Source organism: Litoreibacter halocynthiae, from assembly GCF_004365635.1.
Classification (GTDB): domain Bacteria; phylum Pseudomonadota; class Alphaproteobacteria; order Rhodobacterales; family Rhodobacteraceae; genus Litoreibacter; species Litoreibacter halocynthiae.
Window position 1 is genome coordinate 405,954 of sequence record NZ_SOBH01000003.1, and the last position, 25,199, is coordinate 431,152.

Genomic DNA, 25,199 nt, shown 5'->3' on the forward strand with positions numbered 1-25,199 from the left:
CACGTATTTTGGCCACGGTTGTCGCTCTCACTGCCCCCCTTACAGCTTCTGCGGGTCAGGAAACCTTCACCGTCCAGTCAGTTCCCAATTTCTATACAATGATCCTCGGCGACGGGAACGGGAACACGATCACAGTTACCGGCGACCCGACAAACTCCAACTGTTTCTCGATTACCTCCGCTGGCCGGGTCACGATGTTCGCTTCATATCCTCAACCCCTAGTAAACAATACGACCGCCTGTGACCGCTCCATCGTCATGACGTTCACAACGAACGGGTTTGAAATGGGCGATGTCCTGTTCGCCGATATTGATGACATGGACGGCTTCACGTCGCGGGACAGTTTCGCGTCGAATGTTCCGGGGACATGGAGTTCTACCACGGGTCTGGGGCAATACAGCCTCACATCGCCACCCGGCTTCGCCGATGAAGTCGGCCGTCTTATTGCCTCCGGTGGTGTCGGCAGCTTTTTGGCGAGAGATTCGGTAAACGATCCGACCGACGATCAGGCGAGGTTTGTTCTCGATACTCCCGCGACGACGTTTCAAATTATTCAGGATGATGTCCAAGGCGTGCGATCAGCACGCATGTTTTTCACATTGTCGCCGCTTCCAGTCTTCATCACCGACCCGATAGTTGCAATAGACGATACATCCCCCCCGATAATCGGTTCTGTCGGCGGGACGACAAGCTCGGTGCTTGATAATGATACACTCGCCGGGAGCCCGGCAACGCCGACCAATGTGACCCTGACCCCGGGCACCGCTCCCACGCCGACTGCGGGTTCGCTTACCATGAACCCGGATGGCACCATCACGGTTGCACCGGGTACGACCGCTGGCACCTACACCTATAACTACGAAATTTGCGAGACGGCATTTTCGACAAACTGCGCAACTGCAACCGCCACCGTCGAGGTCGCGCCCGCCGATATTCTTGCGGCGGATGATGGCTACGGCCCGTCCAATGGTCTGACCGGTGATCCCGATGTGGGCAACGCCTTCGACAATGACACGCTGAACGGCGATCCCGTCGTTCCTGCCGACATCACCGCCACCGTGCTGACCCCCGCCACGCCACTTGCGCCGGGCGCGCCGGTGCCGGCGCTGGATCCGGCGACGGGAACCGTCTCGGTGCCTGCGAACACGCCGGCCGGCAGCTACACGATCAGCTACGAGATCTGCGAGAACCTGAACGCGACCAATTGCAGCGACGCCGAGATCACCGTCGAGGTCGCGCCCGCCGATATTCTTGCGGCGGATGATGGCTACGGCCCGTCCAATGGTCTGACCGGTGATCCCGATGTGGGCAACGCCTTCGACAATGACACGCTGAACGGCGATCCCGTCGTTCCTGCCGACATCACCGCCACCGTGCTGACCCCCGCCACGCCGCTTGCGCCGGGCGCGCCGGTGCCGGCGCTGGATCCGGCGACGGGAACCGTCTCGGTGCCTGCGAACACGCCGGCCGGCAGCTACACGATCAGCTACGAGATCTGCGAGAACCTGAACGCGAGCAGCTGTGATGACGCGATCGTCACGGCGGTTGTAACGCAAGCCCCGATAGAAGCAGTCGATGACACGCCGCCGCCTGTGAACGGGCTTGAGGGTAATCCAGAGGTTGCCAATGCCTTCGACAATGACACGCTGAACGGTGATCCTGTCGATCCCGAGGATATCACTGCGACGGTGACGACCCCGGCTACTCCCATTGTGCCGGGGGCTTCCGTTCCCGTTCTGGACACGGCCACAGGTGTAGTATCGGTAGCGCCGGAAACTCCGGCGGGCGAATACTCGATTGTCTATGAAATCTGCGAGGACCTGAACCCGACCAACTGCGACGATGCAACTGTCGTCGTCACGGTAACGGAGGCCCCGATTGGGGCAGAGGACGATACCCCGCCGCCCGTGAACGGCCTGCTTGGCGACCCTGAGGTCGTGAACGTTCTGGACAACGATACGTTGAACGACACGCCGGTTGACCCAAGCGATGTATCTGTTGCGGTTACGGCACCGGCCACGCCGGTGACTCCGGGCGCACCTGTTCCGGTGCTGGAGGAGGCGACGGGTATCGTGTCCGTTCCGGCAGGAACACCGGCTGGCACCTACGAGATCACCTATGACCTTTGCGAGAACCTCAACCCCGCCAATTGCGATACGGCCGTGGTCACCGTCGTGGTCGATCCGCCGGAAATTGAAGCGGTCGACAACATTCTGACGACGCCTGTTGATTTGGCCCTGCCTGTGGCCGGACTTGTGAATGTCTTCGACAATGACACGCTCAACGGGGCGGCGTTTGATCCCAGTGCTGTGACGGTGACGCCGGTAGGCGCGTTGCCCGCCAACTTTGTGCTGAACCCCGATGGGACCGTGGACACGACCGCGTTTGTGCCTAACGGAATCTACACGTTCGACTATCAGATCTGCGAGGTTGTGAACCCGACCAATTGCTCGACCGCGACGGTGTCCGTGCCGGTCGAAAGCTCTGTCCCTGCGGTCAGCGGGACGGTCTACCTTGACAGCAACGGTAACGGCGCCTTCGATGCGGGCGCGGACGAGACTTTGCCAAACTATGTGGTGCAGTTGCTCCGCAATGGCGAGGTCGTTGAAGAAACGGTGTCCGGCCCCGATGGCGAATACCTGCTTTCCGGTTTCCCGCCCAACTCGGGTTACGAGATCATCTTTACCGACCCCGAGACAGGGATCGCTGTCGGGTCGATCCAGGACCTGACATTCGAGGTCGATACAATTCTCGAAGACCAGAATCAGCCGATTGATCCGGCGGGCGTCGTCTACGACTCCTCCACGGGTTTGCCGATCTCGGGTGCAACCTTGCAGCTGACCGATGCGGCGGGCGTTGCGCTGCCGACGGCCTGTCTGTTGCCGGGACAGCAGCCCCAGACGACAAATGCTTCCGGCGCTTACGGTTTTGACGTGATCCCCGGTGCGGCACCGCAATGTCCTGCCGGTGAAACCGAGTACCAGATCGCCATCACGACCTACCCGCCTGGCTATGTCGCGGCCCCCTCGGCCTTGGTTCCGCCACAAGCTGGATCGCTGGACGCCACCACATGTCCGGTTGATGCCATCCCCGGTGGCAGCTGCCAGTTGTCGGCATCACTGGCACCCCCTGCGGCGGGTGCACCGACGCCCTACTACTTCAGTTTCTTGCTGGAAGCAGGCGATCCGGATGTCATCAATAACCATATCCCGCTGGACCCTATTCCTGTGGTGCCGGTAGCGGGCCTGACCGTCACCAAGATTGCTAGTGTTTCAACCGCGCGCTTGGGCGACACGGTGACGTATACGATCACCGCTGCGAACGCGAACCTGACTGCTGCGGGTCCTGTCGATCTGGTTGACAGCTTGCCGCCGGGATTCCTGTTCACACCGGGCAGCGCAACGCTGGACGGCGCGCCTGTTGTCCCGACCGTCGTGGCCAACCGTATTACCGTGCCGGGTGTGACCGTGCCTGCCTCGGGCAATGTCGTGCTGGTCCTGCAAGCGCGTGTTACAAGTGCCGCGCCTCCGGGTGATGCGGTCAACCGTGCGCGTCTGGTTGATCCGGCGACGGGCAATCCGCTGACCGCCGATGGCACCGCTATCGTTCGGATCGTGGCGGAACATGTCTTCGACTGCGCCGACATCATCGGCAAGGTGTTCGACGACAAGAACCACAACGGATATCAGGACGAGGGCGAGCCGGGTCTGGCGGGCGTCCGTGTCGTCACCGTCCGCGGCGTGCGGATCACCACTGACTCCTTCGGCAGATACCATGTGCCTTGCGCGGAGCTGCCCTCCGACATCGGGTCGAACTTCACGCTGAAGCTGGACACCAACAGCCTGCCTACCGGCTACCGGGTGACCACGGAGAACCCACGGGTGATCCGCGTGACAGCGGGCAAAATGGCCAAGCTGAACTTCGGCGCCTCGATTTCAAGCGTGATCGACATCGACCTGACGGCGGCGGCGTTCGATCCGACCACGGGCAAGCTAGTCGACGGATTTGAAGACAGCGTTGATCGGCTCTTGGGCGCGATACAGCGCAAACCTTCGGTGCTGCGCCTGTCCTACATTCTTGAGAATGACGACCTGAAAACAGCACGGGCGCGGCTTCGCGGTGTCGAAAAACTACTACGCACGAAATGGCGCAGGGTGGGCAGCTACAAGCTGAACATCGAGCAGACCGTCAAGCGGGTGCAGTGAGGGATATGATCATGAACATTCACCACAGAAAATCCTTCATCCGCACTCTGCTTGGGGCAACCGCGCTTGGCGCGATTGCGACAGCACTGCCCGCCGCCGCGCAGAACAACTGCGATCTGGTCAACGGGGTATTGCCCGCATCCTGCGAAACCGGAAATGCGGGCGACACGGTCCGTATGCCCGTTGGCGTGAATACCGAAATCGCAAACGGCGCACGCCAGCCCGCGACCGGATTTATCATTAGCGTCGATGGCGAAACCTTCGAGGGTGACGAGAAAGTCGAGCAGAAGAAGCGGCAAGCGGACGTGGCTTTGGCAAAGGCTGACATTCGCGTGCAAGCCGATGATCTGGCTGTCGAGAAGCGTCTGGACCTGGAGGTCATGGGACCAACCCGGGGCCACAAACCGGGCGACACTGTACGGTTCCAATCCGCGACCAACTATCCGGCGTTCCTGACCCGTGGCGAGGTGCGCATCATCGACCAGCAGGCCCGTGGCGGCCCGCGCACCGTGGGCGTGTTCCCGATTGGCCCCAATGGTCAGGCCGAAGTTCGACTGCCTGATGGCCGCGATCTTGTGGCCGTTCACCGCGTCTATGACGCGCGTGGCCGCTATGACGAAACGACCGCGCTGGTGCTGGATCGCCCCAATCAGGCGCGTGGGCAGGACGACGTCGAGGAGGGAAGCTCGACCACCGCCATCGACCGCATCCCTGTCCGTGGCGGGGCCGTGACGGTCTCCGGCAGCTCGCTTGCCCCGAACGAGACCGTTTCGACCTTGGGCGAAACGATCCGCGCCGACGCGCAGGGCCGGTTTGTGTTGCAGCGCATCCTGCCGAAAGGCGATCAAACCGTCATTGTCCAAACCAAAAGCGCAGGCCGCGACGTGACGCTGGCGCGTGAGGTTGAATTGGGTAAAGCGGACTGGTTCACGGTCGCCGTCGCCGACATCACCGTCGGCCATCGCGAGCAGGCCGTGACCGGCACGGATGGAAGCTATCAAAAGGGCCGTCTGGCGTTCTTTACGCAAGGCACAAACGCCAATGGCGTGACCATCACAGCCTCGGCGGATACGCGGGAGGAAGACCTATCGGACATCTTCCGCAAATTCGACGAGAAAGACCCGCGCAGCCTGCTGACGCGCATCGACCCGGACGAATACTACCTAACTTACGGCGACGACAGCACCTTCGAGGAGGCCGCGCCGACGGCGGGAAAGTTCTATTTCAAAGCGGAAAAGGACGAGAATTTCGCGCTTTGGGGTACATTCAAGGGCCAAGTCAACGGATCGCATTTCCTGCGCAACGAGCGCACGCTTTACGGCGCACAGGCGCAGTATAAATCCGCTCAGCAGACCAAGAACGGCGATGCAAAGGCGGAACTACAGCTCTATGCGGCACAGCCCGACAACCTGCCGCAGCGCGATATTTTCCGCGGTACGGGCGGGTCGGTCTATTTCCTTCAGCGGCAGGATATCTCCATCGGTTCGGAAACCCTGAGCGTCGAAATCCGCGATCCGGATTCAGGCCGGGTTCTGGAGCGGCGCACGCTGGTTTATGGCCGGGATTACGACATCAACTATCTGCAAGGCGTCGTGACACTGCGCGCACCCTTGAGCAGCAGCATCGGCGGTGGAGTGGTCGTCACCAATCCCGGCGGTGAAGAAAACGTCAATCTGGTTGCCCAATACGAATACACCCCGACCGCCGGAGGCCTTGACGGATATTCCTACGGGGGCAGGGCGCAGGTTTGGGCCACGGATCAGCTGCGCTTCGGCGCAACCGCGTTGATCGAGAAGACCGGAGCCGCCGACCAGAAATCCTATGGCGCGGATATGCTCTATCAGTTCAGCGAACGCACTTATGCGACGCTGGAATACGCCCGCAGCGAGGGTCCGGGCTTCGGCTCCAGCTTCTCGACCGATGGTGGCCTGATCATCGACAACACGGCGCCAGCTGGCGGCACGGGCGAGGCCTACAAGGCGGAAGTCGTTGCCGATTTCGCAGATCTCGGATTTACCACCGATGGTCGCTTCGGAGTGTACTATGAGCACCGCACGCTAGGCTTCTCGACGCTGGACCATCAGGTGAGTGCGACGACGGGCGACGAAACGCTATGGGGGGCCTATACCGAATTCCAGGCCTCCGAGCGGTTGAAGTTCACGCTGTATTACGACGATTACAAGAACGACGCCGGTCAATACGCACGCGAGGGCGGTGTCGAAGGCAGCTATAAGCTGTCAGAGACCCGCACGCTTGGGTTTGGGATCGAGCATCTCGACAAGCTGACCGCTCGCGAAACAGGGTCGCGGACCGATTTTGCGCTGCGCTACACGGTGAAACCGAACGAGCGGCTGGAATGGTTCGTCTATGGGCAGGCGACGCTGAAACGCTCAGGTCTGGAAAAGAACAACCGCGTCGGGGCAGGGGGATCCTACGCCTTCAACAACGGCTGGAAGGTCGAAGGCGAAGTGTCGGATGGCTCCACCGGTGTAGGAGCCGCCGCGCGTGTCTCCTACGAGGACGAGAACAACAACAGCGTTTATTTCGGCTACGAGCTGGACCCGAACCGCGAGTTCTTTGCAGGCAGTGTAACTGGCAAAGACAAGGGGCGGTTTGTATCGGGTGGCCGCCGACAGGTCACGCGTGACCTCGCCTATTACGGGGAAAACACCTATGACCTGTTCGGCTCCCACAGGTCACTGACCAGCACCTACGGCGTCGATTACGCGCGCAGCGAGTTCCTGTCCTACACCGGATCGCTTGAGGTTGGCCGGATCAACGACAGCATCAATGGCGACTTTGACCGGCACGCGCTGTCATTCGGCGTGCGGTACGAGGATGAAAGTCTGACCGCACGGGGCCGTCTGGAATACCGCCGCGAACGTGGTCTCACATCCGGCACCAACCGGGATGCGGATACCATCCTCTTTGCCGCTTCCGGTCGCTACAAGATCGACGACACCCAACGGCTGGTGTTCAATCTGGACGCCTCGAAAACCGATACGGATCAGTCATCGATCCTCGACGGCAAGCTGGTCGACGCGTCCATCGGATATGCCTATCGCCCTGTCGACAATGACCGCCTGAATGTCTTGCTGAAATACCGCTACCTCTATGACGATTACGGCCAGCGGATAGACGGCACCGACGTGACCGGCCCGCGCCAGCGCAGCCATGTGCTGAGCTTTGACGCCATTTACGATCTGAACCAGCAATGGACGATTGGCGGCAAGATCGGCGCACGTTTGTCTGACTCCTCTCCTAACGCCACAACGGCGTTCTCCGAGAACGACGCGTGGCTTGGTGTTGCGAATGTCCGGTATCATTTGGTCCACAAGTGGGATGCGCTGCTGGAGGCCCGCGTTTTGAATGCGCGGCAAATCCAGACGAAGGAATACGGGCTGGTTGGCGCGATCTATCGCCATGTCGGAAACAACTTCAAACTGGGTGTCGGCTATAATTCCGGCCGGTTCTCAGATGATCTGACCGATCTGACATATGACGACAAAGGTGTCTTCATCAACCTGATCGCCAAGTTTTAGCGGGCTTTTTTCGGAGGTTACTACCAAGTGATGCTGTCGCACCGCGCAGACCGCCGATGCCGGACCTCGCGTTATGTTACCAATGACCGCTGTGGGAACTCCTGTTTCTGGGACACGGGATTGACCATAGCTTAGGATTGCCCGCTATCCTACGCCCTTTGATCTTTGATGCCTCCTTGAGTTCGGTACAAGCCAAATCCTACTCCCGCAACCAAACACAATACCTCAGACTTACGATCTGCGTTTGTACAGCGATGTAGAACTGATGCGTCGGGCAACCACGCCGTCGACAAAACGGTGACGCGTCCCCAACTAAACCCTGAGCGGGTTAAGCGCTAACGACGGACAAACCCGCGTCGAGCGCTTCCAATATGGTCGCAATTTCACCTTCGCTGATGATGAGTGGTGGCGACATCAGCAGGTTATTCCCGCCGATACGCACCATTGCACCAGCCTCATAGGCTACATTGAACACTTCCGAGACACTGGACGGTGCGGCTGGTGTTTTGGCGTTCGTATCTGACACCAATTCCAAAGCAGTCATCAACCCATGGCCACCATGCACGCCGCCAACGATGTCATACTTGTCTTTCAAGAACAGCAGGCCGTTAAATAGTTGCGACCCGCGCGGAGCCACGTTCGCGTTGATCTTCATTCGTTGGGTTTCTCTGATGCACGTTAAAGCAGCGGTCGAGCCGACGGGATGCGCCGAATATGTGTAGCCGTGGAAAATGGCCGCGAGGTTCGGGTCGCAGGTCTCGAAAACTTCGACGACCGCTTCGGACACCATACCGGCACCAAAGGGGAAGTAGCCGGAGGTGATGCGCTTGGCCATGGTCATCATGTTGGGCTGAACACCCCAGTGGCGCGAGCCGGACCAGTCGCCGGTCCGACCAAATGGTCGAGCCTTGTGCCGATGAAATAATGCGCGGCGGGTGTTCTTGCATAGCTCCCACGTGGCCCATCGGATGCCACATGTGGTGTGCGTTGTTTTCGTTGAGGAAGTTTAAGTCTTTCGTTTGGCGTCTCCCGAAGCCGTTGGCTACGGGTTGCGCCAAAAGGCAACGCCTGCAAGCCCGTTTCCGACATCGCCCTTGTTTGGAACGGAGGGGGGCTCTACATGGTTAGGAATGAAACGTTTTATTCCTTTTGTGAAGTCGCCGCCAACGGTCAACGTCGTCGCGATGAGCGGTGTGATCGCGGCTGGCGGTCGGGGTGGCAATCTTAACGACGCGGGGCTGGCGTCGATGTTGCACAAAGCCTTCAAGAAGGGGAAACCGACTGCTGTTGCCTTGCAGTTAAACTCGCCTGGCGGCTCTCCCGTTCAAAGCTCTTTGATCGGTGCACGCATCCGGCGGTTGGCCGACGAGAATGATGTGCCTGTCTTCGCGTTTGTCGAGGACGTGGCGGCCTCGGGTGGATACTGGCTCGCCGCGAGTGCCGACCACATCTATGTGGACCACAGCTCTATCGTCGGTTCTATTGGTGTGATCTCTGCAAGCTTCGGGTTTCACGAGTTGATGCAACGCCAAGGTGTGGAGCGTCGCGTGCACACGGCGGGCAAGGACAAGTCCATGCTGGATCCATTCCGTCCGGAGCGGCCTGCTGACATCAAGCGCCTCAAGGCTTTGCAGGCGCAAATCCATGATACATTCATCGCGCATGTAAAATCCCGCCGGGCGTCAAAGCTGTCCGACAATAGCGACCTGTTTACCGGCGAGATTTGGGTGGGCGAGAAAGCGATCGAGGTTGGCCTTGCTGACGAAGTCGGCCACTTGGTACCCGTGATGAAAGAACGGTTCGGAGACAAAGTCCGGTTCAACACCTTTGGACCGAAGCGCTCCTTGTTCCAACGGTTTGGGGCGCGGGTTCTGACTGACACAATTGATCAGCTCGATGAAAAAGCGCTTTGGGCGCAGTTCGGGCTTTGACCTCATGATATTCAAGATCATCACATTGTTTCTTGTCGGCATGGCTGTATTGGCGATGTTTGGTAAGCTTAAATTCCCTAAAGTTGGCCCGAAACTGGGGGCGAAAACCGCGCTGAAATGCAGCAAATGCGGAAGTTACAGAATAGGCAAGGGCCCGTGCCCCTGTCAGAAAAAAGGCTAAGGCATGCTTGAATTTCTCGGGGCGCTCGGCGGGCTGATTATCCTGCTGTTAGCTGGCGATGCCCTTGTGCGTGGCGCGGTAAACTTGTCTTTGCGGCTTGGTATTCCGGCCTTGATTGTAAGTCTCACCGTAGTTGCCTTTGGCACATCGGCGCCAGAGCTTCTCATTTCAATTCAGGCGGTGATTGACGGCGTTCCTGGTTTGGCTTTGGGCAATGTTGTCGGTTCGAACACGGCCAATGTGTTGCTGGTGCTGGGTATACCCGCCTTGTTTTATGGACTTCCCACCAGCCAGTCTCGTACTCAGAAGAGCTACCTCCAGATGATTGCGGCGACACTGCTTTTCATTGCTGTCAACTTCTTCGGGCCGATCACATGGGTGCACGCTTTGGTTCTGCTTGCGGGCATTGCGCTGATCCTGACGGATCAGTTCCGCGACGCGCTGAGTGGCCGCGCCGCCGCAGCGCAGGAGGAGCCGGAGGGTGCAGATCCCACAATGCGCGGTTGGAAAATCGCGGCCTACCTGATTGTGGGCCTTATCGGACTTCCGTTCGGGGCGAGTCTTTTGGTTGAAAACGCCAGCGCGATCGCAACCCGTATGGGGGTGTCTGATACGGTCATCGGCCTGACCCTCGTCGCTGTTGGCACTTCACTTCCGGAACTCGCGACCACTGTGGTTGCCGCAATGCGCAAGCACGCCGACGTGGCCTTGGGCAACGTGATCGGGTCCAACATATTCAACCTTCTTGTGATTATCGGCATTGCTGGTTTGGTTGGTCCGCTTCCTGTTCCGCCCGCGTTCCTGCGTTTTGATTTGTGGGTGATGCTGGCATCATCTTTGATCCTGTTTCCCATTGTGTTCTGGCACAAAGATCTGGGCAAGCGTTGGGGCTTCGCGCTGTGCGCGTTATATGTCATCTACATTGTGATCGTGTTGGGCGCAGAGGCGTAAATGACGAACGGGCGGGCATTGGTAACAGGGGCATCGGACCGGCTGGGCCGCGCTATGGCGCTTAAGCTGGCTGATATGGGGTTCGATGTCGCGGTGCACTACGCCTCGTCCTCCGAGGCCGCCGCCGAAACTGTCGCGCAGATAGAGGCGAAGGGGCGCAAAGCCGTGGCTTTGCAAGCAGACCTGCTGGACCTGGACGCAGCAGAGGCGTTGGTTCCCGCCGCCGCCAAAGCTTTTGGGCAACCGCTGACAGTCCTCATCAACAACGCCTCGATATTCGAGTATGACACTCTTCACTCTGCCACCCGCGAGGGGTGGAACCGCCACATGGGGTCCAACTTTCAGGCGCCGTTTCTTCTGACACAGGCATTTGCCAAGCAAGCGCCACAAGTGGGTGAGGATCAAAACGGCGAACGGATAGCGCAGGCAGTGATCATAAACATGATCGACCAGCGGGTTGAGAAACTGACGCCTGAATTCATGACCTACACGCTCGCCAAGATGGGGTTGTGGGCACTGACGCAGACCAGCGCACAGGCACTGGCTCCAGCGATACGTGTTAACGCGATTGGCCCCGGACCGACATTGCAGGGCGCACGGCAGTCGGATGATCACTTCGCACGGCAGCGTGCGGCGACCATTCTGGAACGCGGATCAAATGCCGAGGACATCACGTCTGCGGTGGAGTATATTGTCAGATCGTCGGCGCTGACGGGGCAGCTTTTGTGTATCGACGGCGGCCAACATCTTGGATGGCGCACTCCCGATGTTTTGGGTGTTGAATAGGGGAAAAGTATCAGCTTTTTGCCGTATCGGGATTGACTTGTCCACGTCAGCAATTGCCGTCACGAATCTGTTACTAAAAGACTAATGTTTTCAGGTGTTTGTCAGGGTTGATAAAAAATAACATTTAAAAACAATAACTTAATTTATCGCCTAATTTTTGTGCAACTAGCTGGTAGGCCCGAAAACTAAGGATAATTTATAGCTCACCACATTTCCCCCACAAGGTTATCCACAGAAATAGTGGAAACCTTTTATCTTGAACCCAACCGCGCGACATTGCAGCGAAGGTAAGGAATCACGTAGCACCCATGACTGACGCTAAGTCACCCTCAGACGCCACCCCTGAAGCTTCCGTTACGTTAACGGGGCATGCCTGCGTGCAGTCCTATCTCAAGACGCTCGACAACTCTCCGGGCGTATACCGAATGCTCGATGCGCAGCAACGCGTGCTTTACGTTGGCAAGGCGCGGTCACTGAAGAAGCGTGTCTCCAATTACGCCAATCCCAACGGCCACAGTCCGAGGATCGAGAGGATGATTTCGGAAACATCGTCAATGATGTTCCTGACGACAAAGACCGAAACCGAGGCGCTGCTGCTGGAGCAGAACCTGATCAAGCAGCTGAAGCCCAAGTTCAACGTATTGCTGCGCGACGACAAAAGCTTCCCGAATATTCTGGTGACCAGCACGCACAAGTTTCCGCAGATCAAAAAACACCGTGGCGCGAAACGTGAGAAGGGGGACTATTACGGCCCCTTCGCGTCTGCCGGCGCGGTGAACCGGACATTGAACCAATTGCAGCGCGCGTTTTTGCTGCGCAACTGTTCCGACAGCGATTTCGAGACTCGGTCGCGCCCGTGCCTGCAATACCAGATCAAACGGTGTTCTGCGCCCTGTGTCGGGAAGGTCAGCGAGACTGACTACGATAAGCTGGTGCGCGATGCGCAGCAGTTTCTTTCAGGCCGCTCCACCGACATGCAGGAGACCTTGGCCAAACAGATGCAACAAGCCTCCGAGGATATGGAGTTCGAACGCGCTGCCGCTCTGCGTGACCGCATTCGCGCGTTGACCCAAGTGCAGACAACACAAGGCATAAATCCGCAAACGGTGGCCGAGGCCGACATCATCGCCCTGCATCTGGAACACGGGCAGGCCTGCGTGCAGGTCTTCTTCATTCGCGCCAACCAAAACTGGGGCAATCGCGACTTCTATCCCAAGACCGCCAACGCGGCGGAGCCCGAGATTTTGCAAGCCTTCATGGGGCAGTTCTATTCTGACAAAGAGCCACCTCGCCAGATCATCCTGTCGCACGGGATCGAAGACCCTGACCTGATGGCGGAGGCCTTGGGGCAGAAAATCGGGCGAAAGGTTGAAATCTTGGTCCCGCAGCGTGGTGAGAAGCAAGAGCTGGTCACCAGTGCCCTGCGTAATGCCCGTGAAAGTCTGGCCCGCAAGATGTCCGAAAGCGCGACCCAAACGAAACTTCTGAAAGGCGTGGCCGAGGCGTTCGACTTACCGGAGCCGCCGAAGCGGATCGAGGTTTACGACAACTCCCACATCCAAGGCACGAACGCCGTCGGCGGCATGATCGTCGCGGGCGAAGAGGGCTTCCTGCGCAACCAATATCGCAAGTTCAACATCAAAGGAGAGGAACTGGTACCGGGTGACGACTTTGGCATGATGAAGGAAGTGCTGCAAAGACGCTTCAAGCGCCTGCAAAAGGAAGATCCAGAGCGTAAGACCGACATGTGGCCCGACCTCCTGCTTATCGATGGTGGCGCGGGGCAGGTGTCAGCTGTGCGCGAGATCATGCGGGAGATGGATGTCGAGGATATTACCATGATCGGCGTCGCCAAAGGCGTTGATCGCGACGCGGGCAAAGAGGAATTCCACCGCACGGGCAAGCGCCCCTTCGCGCTGCGCCACAACGACCCTGTGCTCTACTTCATCCAGCGCCTGCGCGACGAAGCGCACCGTTTCGCAATCGGAACCCACCGCGCCAAACGCGCCAAGTCGCAATTGAAGAACCCGCTGGACGAGGTCGAGGGCGTGGGTCCGAAACGCAAGAAAGCACTGCTTTTGCATTTCGGTTCCGCCAAAGCAGTGGCTCGCGCGAACTTAAACGATCTGACAAGTGTCGAGGGCGTGTCGGAAGCGATGGCCCGCGTAATCTACGACCATTTTCACGAAAAAGGATAAGAGGCGGGTCGCGCGCACTTGGCAGACACTCCGGTTCTCCATAGCTTGTCTGGTATGACGACTGACACAGCATTGAGTACCCGTATCGACGCAAAGCGAGACGATCTGATCGCGCTCACCCAAGATTTGGTGCGCATCCCGACCTTGAACCCGCCGGGCGAGAACTACCGCGAGATTTGCGAATACCTAAAGCTGCGGCTAGAGGCGCGGGGATTCACCTGCGACCTGATCCGCGCGTTTGGGACTCCCGGTGACAGCGAAAAATATCCGCGATGGAACATTGTCGCCCGATATGAAGGCAAGCGTGCCGGCGATTGCGTGCATTTCAACAGTCACACCGATGTGGTCGAAGTCGGGGCCGGCTGGACCAAGGACCCGTTTGGCGGCGAGCTGAAGGACGGAAAAATCTTCGGACGCGGCACCTGCGACATGAAAGGTGGCCTCGCCGCATCTATCATCGCCGCCGAGGCGTTCATCGAACAGCACCCCGATTTCTCTGGCAGCATCGAGATCAGCGGCACCGCTGACGAGGAAACCGGCGGCTATGGCGGTGTGGCCTATCTGGCGGAGCAGGGGCATTACAAAAACGTCCAACACGTGATCATCCCCGAGCCGCTTCAAAAGGACCGGATTTGCCTTGGCCACCGTGGCGTCTGGTGGGCGGAGGTTGAAACTCATGGCGAGATCGCCCATGGCTCCATGCCATTCCTTGGCGATTGCGCTGTGCGCCACATGGGCGCGGTCCTGCACGAGATGGAAGAGAGCCTGTTTCCTGCCTTGGCGCAGAAAAAGACGGCGATGCCTGTGGTGCCGGTCGGCGCGCGGTCGTCCACGATGAACATCAACTCGCTGCATGGCGGGCAGGCGGAACCCGAACAGGACTTCACCGGACTGCCCTCGGCTTGCGTCCCCGACCACGCCAAGATGATCATCGACCGCCGATACCTCATGGAGGAAAGCAAGGGCGAGGTGGAGAGCGAGGTACGTGCGGTGTTGGAAAAGGTGAAGTCAGAGCGCGAAAACTTCCGCTATGACCTCAACGAGATCTGGTCTGTGGAGCCGACCATGGCTCCGAAAGATGCACCGGTAGTGACGTCAGTGGCGAAGGCCATCGGGGATGTGTTGGGCGTCGAAGCCGAATACGTGGTCTCGCCGGGCACTTATGACCAGAAACACATCGACCGGATCGGCAAGCTCGATAACTGCATCGCCTACGGGCCGGGCTTGTTGGAGTTGGCGCATAAGCCTGACGAATATGTTGGCGTAGACGACATGCTCGACAGCGCCAAGGTCATGGCGCTGGTTCTGGTGGATTTGTTGGTGTCCAAGGAGTAGCTAGGAAATTGGAAGGTCTGTTCTGCGGACAATGGGTTCATTCGCTGCACTTGCTCCAATGGCTGCTTCCAAGAGATTTCGTTGCTCACCGTAGTCGATAGTACTCTTGCTTTCTGTGTGTCGCTATTGGCAAGGACTCGAACCAGCTCGCCCATGTTGCCAATTCAGAAGAATGGCTTGATCGGCAGGCGGACAGATGGTCGTACGCGGTGGATAATGCCGATCAGAAAACGCGATCAGGGGCTGGAACCATAAATTGGGTACTTCTTCGGAATGTGTGATGATCAGTCTCTGATGTTTTTCCTAATCACAATCCGAATTGAGAGCACTCTCGACGACATCTTGAAATTGCTCCTGTAATTCTCGAGCAGTTGCGTACTCTAATTTGGCGGGAACTGGCACAGCATAAAGCCTTTGACAATCAGTGGAATAGTGGCTTGCAAGTCCGTCCCGTAGGGCGAGGTTGTCGTGGGCGAATGTCGGGTACCTGACAAATCCTCTTGAAAATGTTACGACTTTTACACCTGAAGTTTGAAGTTCATGGAGCATATTGTTGAAGTCTACGATAGATTCATTTCTGCCCTCAGTTGTCTCTGGCCCTTGTTGAAAACACGAATAGTGTAAAACAAGGACTTTAGGTGGCTCAAGTTCCCAGATATATGCTGAAAAACTCTGCCGCCAATCTTGCGGCATCTCTCTCGTAAAGCGCCATTGAGCACCGATCCGGACTATCTCAGACGATATTGTCGAGTACAAATCTTCACCGTAATGGTCGGTAGAACACCTCGCGATGACAACTTGTTCCGTCGCTTCTTGACGGCGTGCTAAGCCGGAGTCTGGAAATGTGTCAATGTACCAGATTACGAGCTGCTGGTGTTGATGTGAAAATCTGTTAATTGGTCGAACAATATCGCTGTGGTTAGCTGCAATACCGGTTAACCCAGAGTCACAGAGAAGTTCTGCGCTAAGCTTGTCGACAGGTATCGCAGTAAACACTAACCACTTGGTGGTGCCAATGGTTTCAAATGCACAATAACTCCAAGTTTGCCTTGCCATATGTGTGTTTCTCCAAGAATTGCGCAACGTCACCAAAAAACTGTCAGCTCCGCCAGCCTCCTGATCTATGGAACGTCTTAAGTCTCGGACTGCGGAATTCGAACTGAAAAAATCCAAGACAGATGCTAATGAACTGCCTCCGGAGGGCGTTGCAAAGGTAAATATAGCTGGCGTAATCGATCTTAGAACTTCGCTGTCAAGCAACGCACGCCGCACAATAAGGCCACCCATACTATGGGCAACAAATACGACATCATCGTAAGTACTCGCATCTATTCCATCAGCAGCCAGCATGTCCTCAGCAAATTTGGCGGCAAGATCAGAAACGCTTAACCCGTTTCCAAAATAGGAAGATGGATAATCATACACTATGATATCTGTACCAAAGAATGTGTCATCATCCTTTACTATCTGAGGCCAGTATGCACCGGATTCTTCGTTTAGCCATGCAGCCTTCCCGTCTGATGTAATTCCGTGAACAAACACCATGAGGCGTGCGTTGCGAGGAGTATTGCGATCCTCAGGTCGAACAAAAGTAGCCTCAGCCATCACTGGAAAAGACAGGAACGTACAAAAACAAATCGCAATACATGAAATTACTGCTTTGAGACTATAGATCATCAAAAATATCCGTATATACTAAATTTTTGCCGAAATCTCGGCTAGCTATGCCTTTTGAGATTTAAGGAATTCCCCAATATGAGAAGCGAGTTTTTCTGAGAATTTATCCATATTAAGCCCAGCCATGATTGGTGCATCTTCATGGAAGATTTCCACTTGTTTAGCCCTAATCATTTCTCGAAGATGATCTCCAACTTCAATCGGGTGACCGGGCTTAGCCATGCCGGGCAACCATGTAATATCCCACTTTCCGTTTTGTTTTACTCCGTGCGTGATTTGGACTTCGGCATGAGACAAAACGTTTTCTCTGGTAATGTCGATGTTGTATGTATCGGCGTACTCGGCAACCATCTCGACAAATACATCTAGTTGAACCGGAGTAATCGGATACTTTCCTTTAGAGAATGGTCTTTCTTTTGCACCACTCATCGCAGCCATGGAAAGACCAATAGCGCCAGTATTGAACGCGCGCGTGTGTGCCGCATAGTGGCCGTCAGAAGTAGAGTTATTGGCTTCGGGAAGGTGATCACCTCCGACACGGTCTCCGTCACCTTCGACGATCTCGTGGTAATGTCTTTTGTCAGACGAGTTCGCGTTATGACCACCAGCTGACCAATGCATAACAATTTTCTTTAATGGCATTTGAGTAACTCCTAAAAACTGAATGGTTGTAATTTTATCATAATTATTGCGTTTTTGGTGATTAAACGATCGTTTTTTTGCCACGTAGTTTTGCCACGTGAGATGCACGCTTTTAGATTCAATGACTTAGGTGCGGTAAATACTTGTGACAAAACCCCGTAAGTTTTTGAAGGTTTTGGGCACGGCCTTGCGCGGGCAACGGCAGTTCCATTGTCTTGGTCAATCCGGCTCGGAGTGCTTGAGGTGATTCGCTGACCTTGGATCCCTGCAAGGGGTACTGTTGCTACCCTCAAGATGACAATCTCATTGAACAATGCCGTCATTCGCACGTCGCGCAGCATCGCTCAAAATGGGCTCAAACCAGACATCCGGCACTCCAACTACCCCACCGCAATATTGTCGATCAATCGCACTCCGGCCAGCCATGCGGCGGCCAGCAGTCGTGCGGGGCGGGTGGGGGAGGTCAGCTCTTCCAACGTATCGCAGGCGCGCAGGTCCAGGTATTCGACCTCGGTAAAGCCCGCCCGCTCGATACGGCCCACGGCCTGCGCGCGCAGCTCGACGGCATCGCCTCCTGCCAACAACCCTTCGGCCAATTCCTCCATCGCTGCATTCAGCTCAGGCGCCCAAACGCGGGCGCGGTCGGACAGTAGCAGGTTGCGTGACGACATGGCCAATCCATCCTCCTCGCGGATGGTCGGGCAACCTACAACCTCGATGGGAATGTCCAAGTCAGCGGCCAAGCGAGTGACCACCTGCAACTGCTGGAAATCCTTCTCGCCAAAATAGGCGCGGTCGGCTTGGGTTTGCAGGAACAATTTGCTGACCACAGTCGCGACGCCGTCAAAATGGCCTGGCCTGTGCGCGCCGCACAGCACATTCGTCAGCCCGCCAACAGATACATTGGTGGCAAAACCGTCAGGATACATTGTCGGCCCATCGGGAACATAGACGGCATCAACATCAAGAGGCCCAAGCTTGCGGGCGTCGTCTTCCTCCGTGCGCGGATAGTTCTCGTAGTCCTCGGGGTTATTGAACTGCTTGGGGTTGATGAAAATAGTCACGACCACGCGGTCGCAGCCTTCCTTGGCCGCTCGCACAAGGCTCAGATGCCCCTGATGCAACGCTCCCATGGTCGGCACCACGCCTACGGTTTCACCGCTCTGTTTCCATCTTGAAACCATCCCGCGCAAGTCGCTCAGGGAGCGGACAATAGGCGCGCTCATGTCAATTGCTCCGGTGCTGTTTTCGTAAATGTGTACCCCGACGCAGGGTCGCTGCGGGGGGCATCTTCGTGGGCTTTACGGGCAGTGGCGCTCATGAGGGCGGGCCTTCTCGCAACAAAGTTGCGCAGGGCCTAGCAATTTAGCGTCTGTGTTACCAGTGGCTTGCGCTTGATTACCTTGCAAATCCGTTACAGACTTCGCCCAACGGCGCGGCTATCGCGTTTACCCGAACGGAGGATTCCCCAAATGACCCGCTGGATTTTTGGAACCATGGCAGCAACAGCGCTGCTAACAGGGGCGGCCATCGCCAAAACCGATGTAACCATCGGGCTGCAACTGGAGCCGCCGCATCTGGACCCGACCTCTGCCGCAGCAGGTGCAATCGACCAGGTTCTGTATGCCAACGTGTTCGAGGGGCTGATGCGCTTCGCTTCCGACGGCTCGGTCATTAATGGATTGGCGGAAGATTGGGACATTTCCGAGGACGGCAAAACCTATACATTCAAACTGCATAGTGGCGTGAAATTCCACGACGGCACGGATCTGGATTCTGCTGATGTTAAATTCTCACTCGACCGTGCGCGGGCCGAAGATTCGGTGAACGCTCAAAAAGCGCTGTTCGCCAATATCGCCAGCGTCGAAGCCGTGGATCCGCTGACCGTCAAAGTCACTCTGACCGCACCTCAAGGCAACTTCCTGTTCAACATGGCATGGGGCGACGCCGTGATCGTGGCCCCTGAAAGCATCGACGACATAAAGGTCAAACCGGTCGGAACCGGGGCGTTCAAGTTTGACGACTGGAAACAGGGCGACAGCATCACCTTGGTGAAGAACGCAGATTACTGGGGCGACGCGGCCAAGCTGGACAAAGCCACGTTCAAGTTTATCTCGGAGCCGACCGCCGCCTTCGGCGCCATGATGGCCGAAGACGTAGATGCCTTCTACAGCTACCCCGCGCCGGAAAACCTCGCACAGTTCGAAGCCGACCCGCGCTTCACCGTGCTGGCCGGGAATACCGAGGGCGAAACGATCCTTGCGATGAACAACAAGCAAGCCCCCTTCGACAACAAGCTGGTGCGCGAGGCCGTGAGCCACGCCATCGACCGGCAAGCCATCATCGACGGCGCGATGTTCGGCTACGGCACGCCCATCGGTTCCCACTTCGCGCCGCATAATCCGGCCTATATCGACCTGACCGGAAACTCCGAATACGACCCCGAGAAAGCCAAAGCCCTGTTGGCCGAGGCAGGCATGGCCGACGGCTTCAAAACCACGCTGAAACTGCCGCCACCCTCCTACGCGCGGCGCGGCGGCGAGATCATTGCGGCGCAATTGCGTGCGGTAGGGATCGAGACGGAAATCAGCAATCTGGAATGGGCGCAATGGCTGGAACAGGCTTTCCGTGGCAAGGATTTCGGCCTGACCATCGTGTCGCATACAGAACCGATGGATATCGGTATCTATGCGCGGCCCGACTACTACTTCCAGTATGACAATGCCGACCTGCAAAAGCTGATGGCCGATTTCGACGTCGAGGCGGAAGGCGCTAAACGCACCGAGATGCTGCAACAGGCGCAGACGATCATTTCCGAGGATTACGTCAACGCCTACTTGTTCCAGCTGGCCTTGACCACGGTGGTCAACGCCAAGCTGCAAGGCATCTGGCCCGATGCACCGACGCAGGCGATTGATCTGACCGCCGTCAGCTGGGCCGAGTAAGCGCGGGGCATAGCGGACCAATATGCTACGCTATGCCATCAAGAGAATAGGCTCGCTCGCGATCTCGCTGATCGTGGCGAGTCTTGTCATTTTTGCCTGCATCGAGGTAATCCCCGGGGACCCCGCTTCCTTTATGCTGGGCATCAACGCGCAGCCCGACACGGTCGCCGCCTTGCGCGAAGAACTGGGGCTCAACGCCTCCCTTGGCGCGCGCTACTTGTCGTGGGTGACCGGAATGCTGTCGGGTGATTTCGGCACCTCCTATACCTACCGCTCACCAGTGGCCGAGATCATCGGTGACCGCCTCTGGATATCCCTTCCGCTTGCGCTTATCGCGCTGGGCCTCACGGTCCTGATCGCCTTCCCCGTCGGCATCCTCGCCGCCACAAAACGCGGCTCTTGGGCGGATATGTCGGTGATGGGGGCGACGCAATTGGGCATCGCGATCCCCAACTTCTGGTTCGCCATGCTCATGGTGCTGCTGTTCGCCATAAACCTGCGCTGGTTCTCTGCGGGGGGTTTTCCCGGCTGGGAACACCCGCTGGCGGCCCTGAAAGCGCTAACCCTTCCCGCGATCGCGCTGGCCTTGCCACAGGCCTCGATCCTTGCCCGCGTCATGCGCTCCGCCCTGCTTGATACCTTGTCAGAGGACTACATCCGCACCTGCCGCGCCAAGGGGCTGACGCAACGCCAAGCGCTCTGGCGGCACGCCCTGCGCAACGCCATGATCCCTGTGCTGACCATCATCGGCCTGCAATTCTCGTTTCTGCTGGCGGGCGCGATCATCATCGAGAACGTCTTCTACCTGCCGGGCCTTGGCCGCCTCGTCTTCCAAGCCATATCGCAGCGCGATCTGATTATGGTGGAAAGCGTGGTATTCCTGCTGGTCTTCGCCGTCATCATGGTCAATTTCGCCGTCGATCTGGCCTATGCGTGGGTCGATCCGCGCCTCAGGGGGCGGTCATGAGGAACCTCACCTTCGGGCTCATCCTCACCACAATTTTCGCAATCGGCGCTTTGGTCTCCTTCGTTTGGACGCCCTATGACGTCACCGTTCTGGAAATCGCCAACAAGCTTAAGTCCCCGACCGCCGACCACTGGTTCGGCACCGACCATTTCGGGCGCGACATCTTCTCGATGATCATGGTCGGCGCACGCACCTCCATCGCCGTGGCCATCGTCGCGGTCGTCATCGGCATGGGGCTGGGCGTGCCGCTTGGCCTCGCCGCCGCTGCCCGCAAAGGCTCGCTGCTGGACGAGGTCATCATGCGCGGCAACGATCTGATCTTTGCCTTCCCGTCGCTGCTGATCGCCATCCTGATCACCGCGATTTTCGGCCCCTCCGCCGTCAACGCCATCATCGCCATCGGCATTTTCAATATCCCCGTTTTTGCGCGACTGACCCGCGGCGCGGCGCTGTCTCTCTGGACCCGTGACTACGTGCTGGCGGCAAGGGTCGCGGGCAAGGGTGCGACGCGCATCTCCGTCGAGCACATCCTGCCCAACGTCGCCAACCTGTTGATCGTGCAAGGCACAATCCAGTTCTCGTTGGGCATTCTGGCCGAGGCCGCCTTGTCCTATGTCGGGCTAGGTGCGCAGCCCCCCACGCCAAGCTGGGGCCGGATGCTGGCAGACGCGCAAACCCTGATCGCGCTTGCACCCCATGTCGCCCTGTTCCCCGGCTTCGCCATTCTGCTCACCGTGTTGGGCTTGAACCTTGCAGGCGACGGCTTGCGCGACGTGCTGGACCCGAAACTGAGGGTGCTGCGATGACCCTCCTGTCCATCGAAAACCTGTCTTTGTCGATCCGAGGTATTCCAATTCTTCGCGACGTGTCGCTGTCGTTGAACCATGGCGAAATCCTAGGTGTGATTGGCGAAAGCGGCTCCGGCAAGTCGCTGACGACGTTCTCGGTCCTGCAGTTGCTGCCAAGCGGCACGACATGCCAAGGGCGCATAAACTTGCTGGGCGGGGACGTGCTGACCAAGTCTGAACAGGCCCTCTGCGCGATGCGGGGCCGCGACGTGGGAATGGTGTTTCAGGAACCCATGACCGCGCTGAATCCCGTGCAAACCATCGGCGCGCAGGTGGCGGAAACTATCCTGATCCACGAGCCCAACACCTCCAAGGTGGACGCGATGAAGCGCGCCGCCCATGCCCTGACCCGCTGCGAGCTGCCGCAATACAAGTTTCCCCTCAGCCGCTACCCGCACGAGATGTCAGGCGGCCAGCGCCAGCGCGTGGTGATCGCCATGGCGATTGCCTTGCAGCCGAAACTGCTGATCGCGGACGAGCCGACGACGGCGCTCGACGTGACCACGCAGGCCGAAATCCTCGATCTGCTGTCGCGGCTGGTGCGCGAGGACGACATGGGGTTGATGCTCATTTCTCACGATCTTGCCGTGGTCAGCGACATGGCGCACCGCATTGCCATCATGAAAAACGGTGAGGTGGTGGAGGAAGGCGGTGCGGATCTGCACCGCACCATGACGCACCCCTACACCAAGGCGCTGTTCGCGGCGTCCAGTCATCAGCCCGAACGCAACGCCACCCCAGAGGATAAACCGCTGCTGGAGATCAACGACGCGATCCGCGACTACACGCTGCCACGCAAAAGCCTCTTCGGTGCGGCGGATACTTTCCGCGCCGTAGACAATGTCAGCTTCCAGATCAAGCGCGGTGAAAGCCTTGGCCTTGTCGGCGAAAGCGGTTGCGGAAAATCGACGCTGACACGGGCCATTCTGGGGCTGGAACCATTGCAAGGCGGCACCATCCTGCTCGACGGCCAACCCGTCGGGCCAGCAGTTCGCCGCAAAATGCAGGTCGTGTTCCAAGACCCCTATGGCAGCTTCAATCCGCGGCACAAGGTCGCCCGTCTGGTGTCCGAGCCGTTCCATCTGGTGGGCCGCAAAGCCACCGACGCCGAAATAGACGAAGCGCTCATCTCCGTCGGCCTCACCCCCGCCGACAAGACGAAATACATCCACGAGTTCTCCGGCGGCCAGCGCCAACGCATCGCCATTGCCCGCGCCCTGATCATCAAGCCCGAACTCATCGTGTTGGACGAGGCCGTATCGGCCCTCGACGTGTCGATCAGGGCGCAAATCCTCGATTTGTTGGCCGATTTGTCCGACCGGTTCGGCCTGACCTACCTGTTCATTTCCCACGATTTGTCCGTGGTCCGCGCCATCACCGACCGTTGCCTCGTCATGCAATCGGGCAAAATCGTCGAAGAAGGCGACACTGAACGTCTGTTCACTGCCCCCACACATCCCTACACTCAGACTCTAATAGCTGCCGCACCGACGCTTCCCGAACCATAGAAAGGCCATCCCATGAGCATCCAAGACATCTGGTTCGATACTGCCCTGTGTTTCATCGGCGGCGCGTGGGTCGACCCGGCGGAAGGGCAGACGCTTGAGCTTGAGAACCCCTCTAACGGCGAGGTGATCTGCCTGATCGCCCGTGGCCAGCAAGACGATATCGACCGCGCCGTGGCTGCCGCGCAAGAGGCCCTTCAAGGCCCATGGGCCCGCATGACCGCCCCTGAACGCGGGCGCATTCTTGCTCGCATCGGCCAGTTGGTTCTGGAGAACGCCGACAGGCTCGCGCGGCTGGAGGCCATGGATGTCGGCAAACCGCTGAAGCAGGCCAAAGCCGACGCCCTTGCCTTGGCCCGCTACATGGAATTCTACGGCGGGGCGGCGGACAAACTGCACGGCCACACGATCCCCTATCTCGACGGCTACACCGTCTACACCCTACGCGAGCCGCATGGCGTCACCGGCCACATCATCCCGTGGAACTACCCGATGCAGATCATCGGGCGGTCCGTCGGCGCGGCGCTGGCGATGGGCAACGCTGCCGTGCTGAAACCTGCCGAGGAAGCCTGCCTGACGGCCCTCGCCTTCGCCGACCTCGCCCGCCAAGCGGGCCTGCCTGACGGCGTATTAAACGTAGTGCCGGGTCTAGGCATCGAGGCCGGGGCAGCGTTGTCCGGCCATGCAGACGTTAACCACATCTCCTTCACCGGCTCCGTCGGCGTCGGCAAGCTAATCCAGCGCCAAGCGTCAGAACACATCGTCCCCGTCACGCTGGAGCTTGGCGGCAAGTCCCCGCAACTGGTATTCGACGACGCCGACATCGACGCGGCGCTACCGTTCCTCGTGAACGCGGGTGTGCAGAACGCGGGCCAGACCTGCTCCGCCTCCTCACGCATCCTTGTGCAACGCGGCGTGTTCGACGAGGTGCTGGACCGCATGGCCGCCCGCTATGGCGAGTTGCAAGTCGGCCCCGCGATGGAAGATCTGGACGTGGGCCCCCTGATCTCTGCCCGCCAGAAAGAGGTGGTCGAAGGTTTCCTGTCTCACGGTGCATCGTTGGAAAAAGCCGCCCAAGGCCAGATCGTGGACAACGCGCCTGCAGATGGCCACTACGTTGCGCCCACGCTCTTCGCAGGCGTCAGCCCCGGCCACATCCTTGCACAGGAAGAAATCTTTGGCCCGGTTCAGGTGGTCATTCCCTTTGATGACGAGGCACAGGCGCTGTCTATCGCCAACGGCACGCAGTTCGGCCTTGTCGCCTCCGTCTGGTCCCGCGACGGGGCGCGGCAGATGCGGCTGGCCAAGGCGCTGCGCTCGGGTCAGGTGTTCCTCAACAACTATGGCGCAGGCGGCGGGGTGGAGCTTCCCTTCGGCGGCACCGGCCTGTCCGGCCATGGCCGCGAAAAAGGGTTCGAGGCGCTCTATGGCTTCTCAACCCTCAAAACTGTCGCCGCCCTGCACGGCTGAATTGAAGATAAGGGAG

At 58.3% G+C, this 25,199-nt stretch carries 16 protein-coding genes; 12 read left to right on the plus strand and 4 right to left on the minus strand.

Translation table 11 applies throughout. From position 1 onward, the window contains the following. Positions 1 to 8: 8 nt before the first annotated feature. Both BDE40_RS13830 and BDE40_RS13835 read left to right on the plus strand, forming a co-directional pair. On the plus strand, positions 9 to 4,205 hold the full coding sequence (locus BDE40_RS13830; RefSeq protein WP_162848095.1) for a DUF11 domain-containing protein: 4,197 nt from the start codon (positions 9 to 11) through the stop codon (positions 4,203 to 4,205). Between the two features lie 11 nt (positions 4,206 to 4,216). After that, positions 4,217 to 7,747 (plus strand): hypothetical protein, encoded by a 3,531-nt coding sequence (locus BDE40_RS13835; protein WP_246030457.1) that lies wholly within the window; start codon positions 4,217 to 4,219, stop codon positions 7,745 to 7,747. A gap of 328 nt (positions 7,748 to 8,075) precedes the next feature. On the opposite strand, the gene BDE40_RS13840 is transcribed toward BDE40_RS13835, so the two are convergent. Continuing rightward, a complete protein-coding gene (locus tag BDE40_RS13840; protein WP_134015456.1) occupies positions 8,076 to 8,717 on the minus strand; it encodes an aminotransferase class III-fold pyridoxal phosphate-dependent enzyme in 642 nt (213 codons plus the stop codon). Positions 8,718 to 8,877: 160 nt separating this feature from the next. On the opposite strand from BDE40_RS13840, the gene BDE40_RS13845 reads away from it, so the two are divergent. The 5 genes from BDE40_RS13845 (at position 8,878) to BDE40_RS13865 (ending at position 15,129) form a co-directional block, all read left to right on the plus strand. Continuing rightward, positions 8,878 to 9,678, plus strand: coding sequence for a S49 family peptidase (locus tag BDE40_RS13845; protein ID WP_134015458.1), 801 nt, complete (start codon positions 8,878 to 8,880; stop codon positions 9,676 to 9,678). A 184-nt stretch (positions 9,679 to 9,862) separates the two neighbouring features. Beyond that, the gene (locus BDE40_RS13850) at positions 9,863 to 10,810 is read left to right on the plus strand and encodes a calcium/sodium antiporter (protein WP_134015460.1); all 948 of its coding nucleotides are present in this window, start codon (positions 9,863 to 9,865) and stop codon (positions 10,808 to 10,810) included. Further along, positions 10,811 to 11,596 carry an SDR family oxidoreductase gene (locus BDE40_RS13855; RefSeq protein ID WP_134015462.1) on the plus strand — a complete coding sequence of 262 codons (786 nt, stop codon included), beginning with the start codon at positions 10,811 to 10,813 and terminating at the stop codon, positions 11,594 to 11,596. A 308-nt stretch (positions 11,597 to 11,904) separates the two neighbouring features. Next, on the plus strand, positions 11,905 to 13,794 hold the full coding sequence (gene uvrC, locus BDE40_RS13860) for an excinuclease ABC subunit UvrC (RefSeq protein WP_134015464.1): 1,890 nt from the start codon (positions 11,905 to 11,907) through the stop codon (positions 13,792 to 13,794). 54 nt (positions 13,795 to 13,848) lie between these two features. Next, positions 13,849 to 15,129, plus strand: coding sequence for an acetylornithine deacetylase/succinyl-diaminopimelate desuccinylase family protein (locus tag BDE40_RS13865; protein WP_134015466.1), 1,281 nt, complete (start codon positions 13,849 to 13,851; stop codon positions 15,127 to 15,129). A 303-nt stretch (positions 15,130 to 15,432) separates the two neighbouring features. Here the strand turns inward: BDE40_RS13865 and BDE40_RS13870 are convergent, their stop codons facing one another. From BDE40_RS13870 to panC, 3 genes are all read right to left on the minus strand, one after another. Beyond that, positions 15,433 to 16,806: an esterase/lipase family protein gene (locus tag BDE40_RS13870; protein ID WP_134015468.1), complete on the minus strand. Its 1,374-nt coding sequence runs from the start codon at positions 16,804 to 16,806 to the stop codon at positions 15,433 to 15,435. Positions 16,807 to 16,851: 45 nt separating this feature from the next. Next, the gene (locus BDE40_RS13875) at positions 16,852 to 17,532 is read right to left on the minus strand and encodes a peptidoglycan recognition protein family protein (RefSeq protein ID WP_134015470.1); all 681 of its coding nucleotides are present in this window, start codon (positions 17,530 to 17,532) and stop codon (positions 16,852 to 16,854) included. Positions 17,533 to 17,828: 296 nt separating this feature from the next. Then, a complete protein-coding gene (gene panC, locus BDE40_RS13880) occupies positions 17,829 to 18,674 on the minus strand; it encodes a pantoate--beta-alanine ligase (RefSeq protein ID WP_134015472.1) in 846 nt (281 codons plus the stop codon). Between the two features lie 246 nt (positions 18,675 to 18,920). Between panC and BDE40_RS13885 the strand changes: the two genes are divergently transcribed. The 5 genes from BDE40_RS13885 to BDE40_RS13905 are packed head-to-tail and all read left to right on the plus strand — an operon-like array spanning position 18,921 to position 25,183. After that, positions 18,921 to 20,393 carry an ABC transporter substrate-binding protein gene (locus BDE40_RS13885; protein ID WP_134015474.1) on the plus strand — a complete coding sequence of 491 codons (1,473 nt, stop codon included), beginning with the start codon at positions 18,921 to 18,923 and terminating at the stop codon, positions 20,391 to 20,393. Positions 20,394 to 20,415: 22 nt separating this feature from the next. Then, on the plus strand, positions 20,416 to 21,360 hold the full coding sequence (locus BDE40_RS13890) for an ABC transporter permease (protein ID WP_134015476.1): 945 nt from the start codon (positions 20,416 to 20,418) through the stop codon (positions 21,358 to 21,360). Continuing rightward, a complete protein-coding gene (locus BDE40_RS13895) occupies positions 21,357 to 22,166 on the plus strand; it encodes an ABC transporter permease (RefSeq protein ID WP_134015478.1) in 810 nt (269 codons plus the stop codon). The genes BDE40_RS13890 and BDE40_RS13895 overlap by 4 nt, the downstream gene beginning before the upstream one ends. After that, positions 22,163 to 23,716: an ABC transporter ATP-binding protein gene (locus BDE40_RS13900; protein WP_134015480.1), complete on the plus strand. Its 1,554-nt coding sequence runs from the start codon at positions 22,163 to 22,165 to the stop codon at positions 23,714 to 23,716. Before BDE40_RS13895 ends, BDE40_RS13900 begins: the two co-directional genes overlap by 4 nt. 12 nt (positions 23,717 to 23,728) lie before the next feature. Further along, entirely contained in the window at positions 23,729 to 25,183 is a 1,455-nt protein-coding gene (locus tag BDE40_RS13905; RefSeq protein WP_134015482.1) for an aldehyde dehydrogenase family protein, read from the plus strand. Positions 25,184 to 25,199 lie beyond the last annotated feature (16 nt).

What these genes read in the sequence shown, in the direction of transcription:
- panC (WP_134015472.1), bottom strand. Translation starts at nt 18,674, where the DNA reads ATGAGCGCGCCTATTGTCCGCTCCCTGAGCGACTTGCGCGGGATGGTT.
- BDE40_RS13905 (WP_134015482.1), top strand. Translation starts at nt 23,729, where the DNA reads ATGAGCATCCAAGACATCTGGTTCGATACTGCCCTGTGTTTCATCGGC.
- BDE40_RS13855 (WP_134015462.1), top strand. Translation starts at nt 10,811, where the DNA reads ATGACGAACGGGCGGGCATTGGTAACAGGGGCATCGGACCGGCTGGGC.
- uvrC (WP_134015464.1), top strand. Translation starts at nt 11,905, where the DNA reads ATGACTGACGCTAAGTCACCCTCAGACGCCACCCCTGAAGCTTCCGTT.
- BDE40_RS13885 (WP_134015474.1), top strand. Translation starts at nt 18,921, where the DNA reads ATGACCCGCTGGATTTTTGGAACCATGGCAGCAACAGCGCTGCTAACA.
- BDE40_RS13900 (WP_134015480.1), top strand. Translation starts at nt 22,163, where the DNA reads ATGACCCTCCTGTCCATCGAAAACCTGTCTTTGTCGATCCGAGGTATT.
- BDE40_RS13895 (WP_134015478.1), top strand. Translation starts at nt 21,357, where the DNA reads ATGAGGAACCTCACCTTCGGGCTCATCCTCACCACAATTTTCGCAATC.
- BDE40_RS13870 (WP_134015468.1), bottom strand. Translation starts at nt 16,806, where the DNA reads ATGATCTATAGTCTCAAAGCAGTAATTTCATGTATTGCGATTTGTTTT.
- BDE40_RS13865 (WP_134015466.1), top strand. Translation starts at nt 13,849, where the DNA reads ATGACGACTGACACAGCATTGAGTACCCGTATCGACGCAAAGCGAGAC.
- BDE40_RS13890 (WP_134015476.1), top strand. Translation starts at nt 20,416, where the DNA reads ATGCTACGCTATGCCATCAAGAGAATAGGCTCGCTCGCGATCTCGCTG.
- BDE40_RS13835 (WP_246030457.1), top strand. Translation starts at nt 4,217, where the DNA reads ATGAACATTCACCACAGAAAATCCTTCATCCGCACTCTGCTTGGGGCA.
- BDE40_RS13845 (WP_134015458.1), top strand. Translation starts at nt 8,878, where the DNA reads ATGAAACGTTTTATTCCTTTTGTGAAGTCGCCGCCAACGGTCAACGTC.
- BDE40_RS13850 (WP_134015460.1), top strand. Translation starts at nt 9,863, where the DNA reads ATGCTTGAATTTCTCGGGGCGCTCGGCGGGCTGATTATCCTGCTGTTA.